Annotated in this window: 6 protein-coding genes; 5 read left to right on the top strand and 1 reads right to left on the bottom strand. The window is 67.3% G+C overall.

What is annotated here, in order from left to right; translation table 11 throughout:
• Positions 1-165: RICIN domain-containing protein (locus QFZ82_RS39075; protein WP_307717981.1), on the bottom strand; the 165-nt coding region annotated here is incomplete at its 3' end.
• 829 nt (positions 166-994) lie between these two features.
• On the opposite strand from QFZ82_RS39075, the gene QFZ82_RS39070 reads away from it, so the two are divergent.
• The 5 genes from QFZ82_RS39070 to QFZ82_RS39045 all read left to right on the top strand — a co-directional run bounded on the left by QFZ82_RS39070 (position 995) and on the right by QFZ82_RS39045 (position 8,931).
• The gene (locus tag QFZ82_RS39070) at positions 995-1,849 is read left to right on the top strand and encodes an EamA family transporter (protein ID WP_307717980.1); all 855 of its coding nucleotides are present in this window, start codon (positions 995-997) and stop codon (positions 1,847-1,849) included.
• Positions 1,850-3,070: 1,221 nt separating this feature from the next.
• Positions 3,071-3,724 (top strand): ATP-binding protein, encoded by a 654-nt coding sequence (locus tag QFZ82_RS39060; RefSeq protein ID WP_307711482.1) that lies wholly within the window; start codon positions 3,071-3,073, stop codon positions 3,722-3,724.
• A gap of 31 nt (positions 3,725-3,755) precedes the next feature.
• Positions 3,756-5,027 carry an MFS transporter gene (locus QFZ82_RS39055; protein WP_307711483.1) on the top strand — a complete coding sequence of 424 codons (1,272 nt, stop codon included), beginning with the start codon at positions 3,756-3,758 and terminating at the stop codon, positions 5,025-5,027.
• 404 nt (positions 5,028-5,431) lie between these two features.
• Complete coding sequence (locus tag QFZ82_RS39050) at positions 5,432-7,663, top strand: nitrate- and nitrite sensing domain-containing protein (RefSeq protein WP_307711484.1); 2,232 nt, start codon at positions 5,432-5,434, stop codon at positions 7,661-7,663.
• Positions 7,663-8,931 carry an ABC transporter substrate-binding protein gene (locus tag QFZ82_RS39045; RefSeq protein ID WP_307711485.1) on the top strand — a complete coding sequence of 423 codons (1,269 nt, stop codon included), beginning with the start codon at positions 7,663-7,665 and terminating at the stop codon, positions 8,929-8,931. Before QFZ82_RS39050 ends, QFZ82_RS39045 begins: the two co-directional genes overlap by 1 nt.
• Positions 8,932-9,113 lie beyond the last annotated feature (182 nt).

Here is a 9,113-nt window from a genome sequence, read left to right as displayed (position 1 = left end):
TACCGCTGCTGCTGGCAACCAGCTCGTACCGGCCACTGCCCGGTCATTGAGCGTCCACGCCTGGTTGGCCTGACCCGTGCACGACCACTGCTCGATCAGTGCGCCGTCCGCAACAGCAGTCGGGCCACCACGCACATCAAGACACTTACTGGAGTGCTCAGCCACAATCGTGGTCGTGGCCCGGCGCCGCCGAAGCAGACGACGGCACTGCAAGGCTGCCGGCGACGACGGCGACCATGACAAGTCCTAACGCCGCGAATGCAGCCAACAGCGACGCACACGTGCTCCGCAACCGCACTTGCATGACGAACCTCCTGTTGAGTACCGGTGAATTGTCGGTTGGGTGGCCGCTATGCGCGTTTCCCGGGCTCCACTGCCGCTGGCTAGCCGTGAGCGCTTCGGACTGGGGCCGGTGTACAGATAAGGCGTGAAGGATCCGTTGGGCGCGGCATGGCAGAACGGATCCTGGCGAAGCCCGGTTGAACTGCCCATGTGGCCCTGCCACATAATCAGGCCTCAACCAATAGTCCCTTGGTCACCCTTTCCTGTCGGCGACCTCACCGGTGCGGCACCACGGCGCTGAGGGAAGACGAGAGCGGGGCCCGCGCACCTGGCGTCCCTCGCCTCGACCACCCTAGCGATCGTTCAACGATACTTCAATGGGTTTCGCGATTGTCGTGTGCGCCGGATCAGCGAGACCCCGCACATTCGGATGACTCGGCCCCGCGGCCGAGGCCTGTCCCTTCTCACGCAATCGGGCCAGGGCGGCATCGAGGGTGAAAGCCGCACCTACCGAAAGATCTGGCCACCGCTGCGGGATTCGGGCACGGTTCGCAGGGCCCTGGGCCGGCCGGTTGTCCAGGTATGCCGATGAGCGTTCAGGGGCTGGGCTGCGGGTACGGCGTGACTTCACGCCGAGTAAAGTATCGTTTAACGATCCCTCAATCGTTCTCGGGAGGTCCTCGTCAGCACCGACCAGACACGTCGCGCAGGCATCGCAGCGCTCACCGCGCTGGCCCCAGCGGCTTGGGGCACCACCTACATCGTGACCACTGAGCTTCTTCCGCCAGGACGCCCCATGCTCGCAGCTACCTTGCGCGCGCTGCCTGCCGGTGTGCTGGTTGTCCTGATCGCCCGAAGCTGGCTCCATGGAGCATGGTGGTGGCGCAGCGCCCTGCTTGGCATGCTCAACTTCACCGCGTACTTCCCGCTGCTGTTCTTCAGCGCCTATCGGCTTCCCGGCGGGGTCGCCGCCACCGTCAACTCCCTTCAGCCGCTGCTCGTGGCGGGGTGGTCGGCGGCTCTGCTGGACATCCACCCGAGCGCTCGGCGCCTGGCTGCGGGCCTGCTGGGAGTAGTGGGCGTGGCGCTGCTGGTATTGACCTCACAGGCGCGGCTGGATGCACTCGGGTTGAGCGCCATGCTCGTCGCCACTGTTGCGATGGCGCTCGCTGTCGTCCTCGCCAAGCGATGGGGGCGCCCGCCGGGCACCTCTTGGGTGGCCTTCACCGGGTGGCAGCTGGCGATGGGAGGGCTGGCACTGGTGCCGGTGACGCTGTTCCTCGAGGGTCTGCCGCCCCGGCTGACCCTCTCACACATGGCAGGATTCACGTATCTCGGGACGATCGGCACAGCGGTCGCCTACGCACTATGGTTCCGCGGCATCGAGCGCCTCAGCGCCGCCTCGGTCTCCTTCCTAGGGCTGACGAGCCCCGTCGTGGCCACGCTTGCAGGGCTTACGCTGCTCGACCAGACACTCAGCGAGTGGCAAACAGCGGGGCTGCTGCTGGTGACTGTCAGCATCGCCTGGGGACAGGACCGCCGCCGAGCCCTCCGCTCAGGCGGCTGAGGCCGGCCGCAGGTGCGGGGTGGTCGGAAGCAACCGTCATCGGGGCTGCCTCGCGAGTCGTTTCGGCAAGTGGCGGATCGCATCTGGAACTACAGATCAAGCGGGGTTGCGATATATCACCCGGCGCCCGACCCCGATCTGTCCGGCGCCAGGATGGGCGGACCGAGCGGCGACTGTACGTGGACATCGTGGCCAGGCCGCATGCCCGGGTCGGCATGCTCATGGCCGCCGACGACGAACTGGATGTAACACCAGAACCTTCACTTCTCTGTCAGGCCCGTCGGGCGCATTCGGCCGGGCCTACGCCGAAACGTTCGATGTACGCCCGTGGCGTGATCACGAACTTGGGGCGGAATCAGCACGAGACGCGGTCCCTCGGCGGTTCACCGGTTTCCTCCCATGCCTGAAGCGGCACCCGACCGTCAGCCCCTGCTCGGCTACCACCACCTGCGCCACTACGTCGGCAACGCCAAGCAGGCGGCCCACTACTACCGCACCGCCTTCGGCTTCACCCCGATCGCCTACTCCGGCCCGGAGACCGGTAACCGCGAGAGCGCCTCCTGGGTACTGGCCCAGGGGACGTACGCCTCGTGCTCACCGCCGGGCTGCTGCCGGGGCACAGGTCACCGACGAGGAGCACCAGCACGGCGACGGGGTGAGCAACATATCGCCACCAGGGGCATGGGTGCCGGTGGTGAATCGAGGCACAGCACACCCGACTGCCGTGATGGGCATCTCCAGGTGTTCCAGTTATCCGAACCGGCAGGTCCGATTCAAAGGGAGCCATCGGTCTCGGCGATCGCCAAGATTCCCATCAGCAGATGGCTCCTCCTCGCGCCCAAACCACCGATCAGGATCAGCGGGGATCAGCGCGACGCCGGCGGCGGCCGTTACGGGTGGCCCGGCTGGTCGGCTCGCCGCCTACGACCGCCGCCCTGCGCGTCTGCCGCGCGTCCTCAAGGCCACCGCCCTACGGGTGCATGCCGTGGAGCTGCAGGTCATTTGCACGAAAGAGGTTGACAGTCAGAGCATTGAGTGGATTAATCCAGGAAAGGATTGTAGGACAATCCTCGATGGGCGAACCGCGAGCGATTTCGCGGCTGGACCGATGCCGCAGTGACCAGCCATCATCCAGCCGCTCCGAGCACTCCTGCATGGCAGGCAGCTGCCTGCGGCGGGTCGTGCCACCACAGACCGCGCACACCCCCTAGTGAGCACGCAATGCCTCCTTTCATCTCCGCCCACCAGCAGCCGGACTCCACAGATGGCGAAAATGCGGACGAGGCGACCTGGGTCCTTGCCTCAACAACCGCCTCGCCCTGCTCGGCCCGCCAGCAGGTCGCTGCCCGACTGCGGACATGGGGACTTGCGCATCTCGTCGTCGATGCCCAGCTGATCGTCTCCGAGCTGCTGACCAACGCGGTCTGCCACGGCTCGGAGCGCGATCCGGTATGGCACACCGTTCGGCGCATTCACACGGAGGCCGGGCATGCAATCCGCCTTGAGGTCGGCGACTACGGCCAGGGATGGAGCGGTGCTGCCAGCTCGCTCGACCGCGGCGACGACAACAGCTGCGGCGGCCGGGGCCTGCACCTGGTCGAGGCACTTTCCTCGAGCTGGGGCGCTTGGCGCCTGCCCCACGGAAATGTGGTGTGGGCGGTGCTACCGGTCGACGCCTGCTCGGTCGGACCGGCTGAGCCCTCCGGTTCGACCGAGATGAAACCGAGTCGTAGAAGAAACTTACCCGACCTTGAAGGATCGTTCAACGATCCCTATGTTATCTCCACCCGTAACGTCGAGCCGCCTGGTTCGGCCTTGTCGGCTCTCGTCAAGGCAGGAAGCCCGGACGACCGGCAAACACGAAGAACGACTTGACGCAATCCCTTCCTTCACCCGTGAGGTCACCGTGACATCCACACCCACTAGCCCACCGACGACAGTGGCGGGCGAGGTAACCGGTCCGTTCGCTTGGTTCCGGTCGATGTCCCCGCAGGGCCGTCGCGCCTTCAAGGGGGCGTTCGGCGGCTACGCCCTCGACTCCTACGACTTCCTCGTGCTCCCGATGGGCATGGTGGCCATCGCGGCCTACTTCAGCCTCAGCACGGCACAGACCGGCCTTCTGACCACGGTCACCCTGCTGGCGTCCGCGGTCGGCGGCGTCCTCGCTGGTGTCCTGATCGACAGGGTCGGCCGGGTCAAGACCCTCATGATCACCGTGGGCACCTACGCTCTGTTCACCGTGCTCTGCGGCTTCGCCACCAACTACCCGATGCTGCTGGCGTTCCGAACCCTGCAGGGAGTCGGCTTCGGCGGTGAGTGGGCAGCCGGAGCGATCCTGGTCGCCGAGTACGCAAAGCCGCGCTACCGTGGCCGCGTCCTGGCCTGGGTGCAGAGCTCCTGGGCGGTGGGCTGGGCGCTGGCGGTCATCGTCGGCACCACGCTGACCAGCCATCTCGACCAGGACCTGGTCTGGCGGGTGCTGTTCTGGACCGGAGCCCTGCCGGCGCTGCTGCTGGTGTACGTGCGCCGCAACGTCGAGGACGCCCCCGAGGTGACCGAGCGGCTCGCGAAGAAGGAGGCGCGCGTTCCGCTGTCGTCGATCTTCCGGGGCGGTCTGGCCCGCAGGACGCTGTTCGCGACGCTGCTGTCCACCGGCGTGATGGGCGGCTACTACACCTTCGCCACCTGGCTGCCCGCCTATCTCAAGACCGAGCGCGGACTGACGGTCGTCGGCACCGGCGGCTACCTGTTCGTCCTGATCACCGGCGCCTTCTGCGGTTACATCACCGCCGGCCACCTCATCGACCGCCTCGGACGCAAGAAGTCCTTCGCGCTCTTCGCGTTGCTCAGCGCAGGCCTGCTCATGACCTACGTCAACATCCCCGCAGGCTCGAACAGCCTGCTGCTGTACCTCGGATTCCCCCTGGGCTTCTGTGCCTCCGCCATCTTCTCCGGATTCGGCTCCTACCTCGCCGAGCTCTACCCCCACGCAGTTCGCGGCACAGGCCAGAGCTTCACCTACAACGTCGGACGCGCGCTCGGGGCGGTCTTCCCCACTGCCGTCGGCTTCTCCTCCGCCGGCGTCGGCGGAGCCCTGATCTACGGTGCCATCGGCTACGCACTCGCCCTGATCGCCCTGCTCGGCCTCCCGGAGACCCGCGGCTCTGAGCTCAACTGAGTTTACAAGCAGCAGCGAACTCACTGCCTGGCAGTTCCGGTCGGTGGTGGCTGTCTAGCCACCACCGACCGGACGTACAGCGCTGCAGCCGGTTTGTTGCCGAGGACAACCGACGAAGCGGCCTGATGTGCCGGGTGGCCCTCGGCACGTGGCCCGAAGGACGCCCATGCAACACAGCACGGCCATATCCCTGCCTCTCGCTCGAGCGAGAGGCAGGGCGCACCTCAGGGCACCCCTCGTCGGAATGCCGGGACAGGCAACGATCGACGACCCCGCAGCTCCTCGGTGCGTCTCCTGGCAGACGGGCCGGCGGCATCACATGAGAGGTTCGATCCCCTTTGCGCGCGAGAGTCAGCCGACCCGCCAGAGCACGGCCCCGGCACCGTTACCGGCCCGACTTCACCGTGGTGCGTCACCTCACCCGGCCCAAGAACTGGCCCGTACGGGACAAGCTGATGGCCGCGGTGCTGATTCCCGGGCTGTTGGCCGGTGCCCTGGCGGCTGTCAGCCTCTCCCGCACCGTCAGCGACGTGGGCGACTACGGGCAGTTCTCCGCCCTCGCTCGTCTCCAGCAACCGGCCCTCCGTCTGGTCAGCGCCCTACAGGACGAGCGCGACGCCACAGCCGGGTTCATCGCCGGCCCCCGAAAGGGCGCCGAGAGCACTCCCCTCAAGGAACGGACGGAAGTTGACACCGCAGCCGCGCTCTACCGACAGGCAGTCGCCGGCATCGACACCTCCGACGATGCCCGGCTCGATGCGGTGCTTGACGCCACGGCGAAGGAACTGCGCAGTCTTCCGGCGCTGCGGGCGTCCGCGGATGAAGCGGTCTTGACGCAGGGCTCTATCCTCGCGAACTACACCACGGTTATCGGCAGGTTCATGGACCTGGAATCGGTGCTGGCCGCACACAAGGGCGACAGCAACGCCGCGCGCCAAGCGCGGGCTCTGCATGCGCTTTCTCGCGCGGTGGAGAACACCAGCCGGGTGCGAGCCCACCTCACCGGTGTTCTGACCACGGGCACGTTCCTCGTCGGCCAGTTCCCGGACTTCGCGGGCGCGGTCGCACGCCAGCAGGAGTCCGTCGACGACTTCCTGGCCACGGCCGACACGGCACAGCAGACCTTGTACGCGGACACCGTCAAGGGCGCACCCGTCAGCGCCTCCCAAGCCTTCCAGGAACGTGTCGCCGAGCAGGCGCAGGCACCCCGCCTCGACGTCGACCCGGCGACATGGAAGAAGGTGTCCACCGAGAAGATCACGCTCATGCGCACGGTGGAGGCACAGATCCTCGACGACCTCATCGCCCTCAGCGACCAGGCACACGCCTCACGGCAGAGCGCAGCGCTGTGGGGAGCAGCAGGCCTGCTCGCCGTATTCCTGGCGACGGGCGGGGTGGTCACCGTCGTCGTACGGTCCATGACCCGCCCACTGAAAACCCTGCGCATCTCGGCGCTTCAGGTCGCCAATGAACACCTGCCCGAGGCGCTCACGCGGCTGCGGCAGGCCGACATCGACGACTTGGCCGACTACCGGGCCACACCCACCGCCGTGGCGTCCCATGACGAGATCGGTGAGGTCGCCGAGGCATTCGACGCCGTGCAGAATGCCGCCGTCGCTCTGGTGAGGGACCAGGCCGCGCTCCGTGCCCACATCAACGGCATGTTCATCCACCTCTCCCGCCGCAATCAGCAGCTGGTGACCAAACTGCTCTCGGAGATCGGTGACATGGAGCAAAACGAGCACGACCCGGATCACTTGGCGCGGCTCTTCCGGCTGGATCACCTGGCCACGCAGATGCTGCGCACGGACGAAAGCCTCCTGGTGCTCGCCGGCTCCGACACCGGGCGCGGATGGGATCAGCCGATGCCCCTGTCGGAGATCCTGCTGGCCGCGAGCGCTGAGGTGGAGCAGTACACCCGCATCGACTGTCTCCCGGTGGGCGAGGTCTCCGTCGTGGCGGACGCCGTCACCGACCTGGTGCACCTGCTGGCCGAGCTGATGGAGAACGCCACGGTCTTCTCCAGTGCCCGCTCCCGCGTGATCGTGACCTGCCGGCTGGCTCCCGGCCGCCGCACCGACCTGGTGATCGCCATCGAGGACCAGGGCAGTGGCATGACGCGCGAGCACCTGGCGGCTGTGAACCACCGCCTGGGCTCGACCGTGTCCCTCGACCCCGCAGCGGGGCAGTCCATGGGGCTGTTCGTCGTCGGCCGCCTCGCGGCCAAGCACGGCATCGGCGTAAGCCTTATCCCCTCTCCGCAGCAGGGGATCACGGCCCTGGTACGCATCCCCCCGGTGCTGCTGGCGGGCGCACACGCCGTCCCGCCGGCCGTGCCCGAAGCCTCCGCGGCAGACGAGGCCACAGCCCACCCCCGTCTGCCACGGGCAGCGATTTCGCTGCCCGGGGCCGCATCCCTCCTCCATGGGGAGGCTGTGGTCACCCACGACGAGGCAGCCAGCGGCGGCGAGCCGGCCTTCCAGTCCTCACAGGAATGGCTGGCCCATCGCCGCTTCGCCGAGGGCCTGCACGCCGGTGGCCGGTCATCGCCCGCCCCGCTCCCCAGCCACCGCACCGGCGACGTATCCGGCAGCGACACTCCCGGCACCCCGCCGAGCGCAGAAGGGGAATCGTGATGGGAAGACCGGCCACCACCACCGCCATACTGCTGTGTACCGCCCTGCTCGGCTCTGCCTGCACCAGCGAGCCGTCCGTACCGGCGTCCCACGACCCGGTGCACATCGGCTTCCTCGCTCCACTGTCCGGCCCCGCCGCCTCAGTGGGCACCGACATCAAGCGGGGCGCAGAACTCGCTGTGGACATCGTCAACGGCCATCACCCGTCGATCCCCTTGCCGCTGGGGCCCGGATCGGGTCTTACCCGCCTGCACCACGCCAAGATCAAACTGATGGCAGCCGACACCAGCGGCCCGCTCGCGCGTGGCGCCGACCACATCACGCGGCTGGTGAGCACCAAGAATGTGGTCGCCGTGGCCGGCGGATATGAATCAGTCGTCACCAAGGCCGCCAGCGCACGTGCCGAGGAGCTGGAGATTCCCTACGTGAACGGGAACTCCTCGGCATCATCGCTGACCGAGCGCGGACTGGACTGGTTCTTCCGCACCGGTCCCTCCGACCTGAGCTACGGCCGCGTGGTGTTCTCCCTGCTCAAAGAACGCCAGAGCAAGGGAACCGCCGTCAAACGCATCGCGGTCCTGCACACCGACGACCAGTACGGCAATGACGGCTCGGCCATGATCAAACGCCTTGCCAGCCACATCGACGGCCAAGTCGTCGCCGACATCAAGGTCAGAGCCCAATCCACCGACCTGTCCTCCCACGCCCAGGCCGTGATCGCCTCCGAACCCGATGTCGTCCTCACCCTGCTCTACACTGCCCCCGCCCTCGCACTGGATGCCTCTTTCGACCGTCTCACCTACCGGCCCCCCGCACTCATCGCCTTCGGAGCGGGCTATACGGATCCGGTTTTCCTCAAGAAGAGCGAGCGTGCAGAGGGAGTCTGCAGCCGCTTCGCCTGGTCTTCCGACCTGGCCCAGCGCAACCCCACGGCCAAAGCCGTCGCAGACCTCTACCAGCAGACCTACAAAGCTCCCATGAACGACGACGCCGCCCGCGCGTTCACCGCCGTCATGACCGTCGCCCAGGCGATCAACGAGGCCCGCTCCCCCACACCGACTGACATCCGCTCAGCACTGGTGAACATCGACATTCCGGGCCGGGACACGATCATGCCGTGGGACGGCGTGAAGTTCGACGACAACCACCAGAACACCGGAGCCCGGGGCGTCATTGAGCAGATCCAGGATGGGCGGTACCGCCTCGTCTATCCCTTCGATGTCGCCCGCGCACAGCTGCAATGGCCCATGAGCGACAGCGGTGGATGACAGGAAAGAACCCGCCGCCTCCTGCAAGAGCGCGTCAATGGCGGAGCCTCTGGCGCCGGAGCGGGCTATGGGAGTTGTTCAAGCGGGTGGAAGCAGCAGCTCCGGTGTACGGCTCGTGTTCGCGGCCACGACAGGCTCTACGCGGCGGCGGCTGCCGCCGGCCTTCGGTCCGTCCGGGCCGA

Source organism: Streptomyces sp. V4I23 (genome assembly GCF_030817975.1).
Lineage (GTDB): Bacteria > Actinomycetota > Actinomycetes > Streptomycetales > Streptomycetaceae > Streptomyces.
This window is presented reverse-complemented; position numbering and strand designations above follow the sequence as displayed.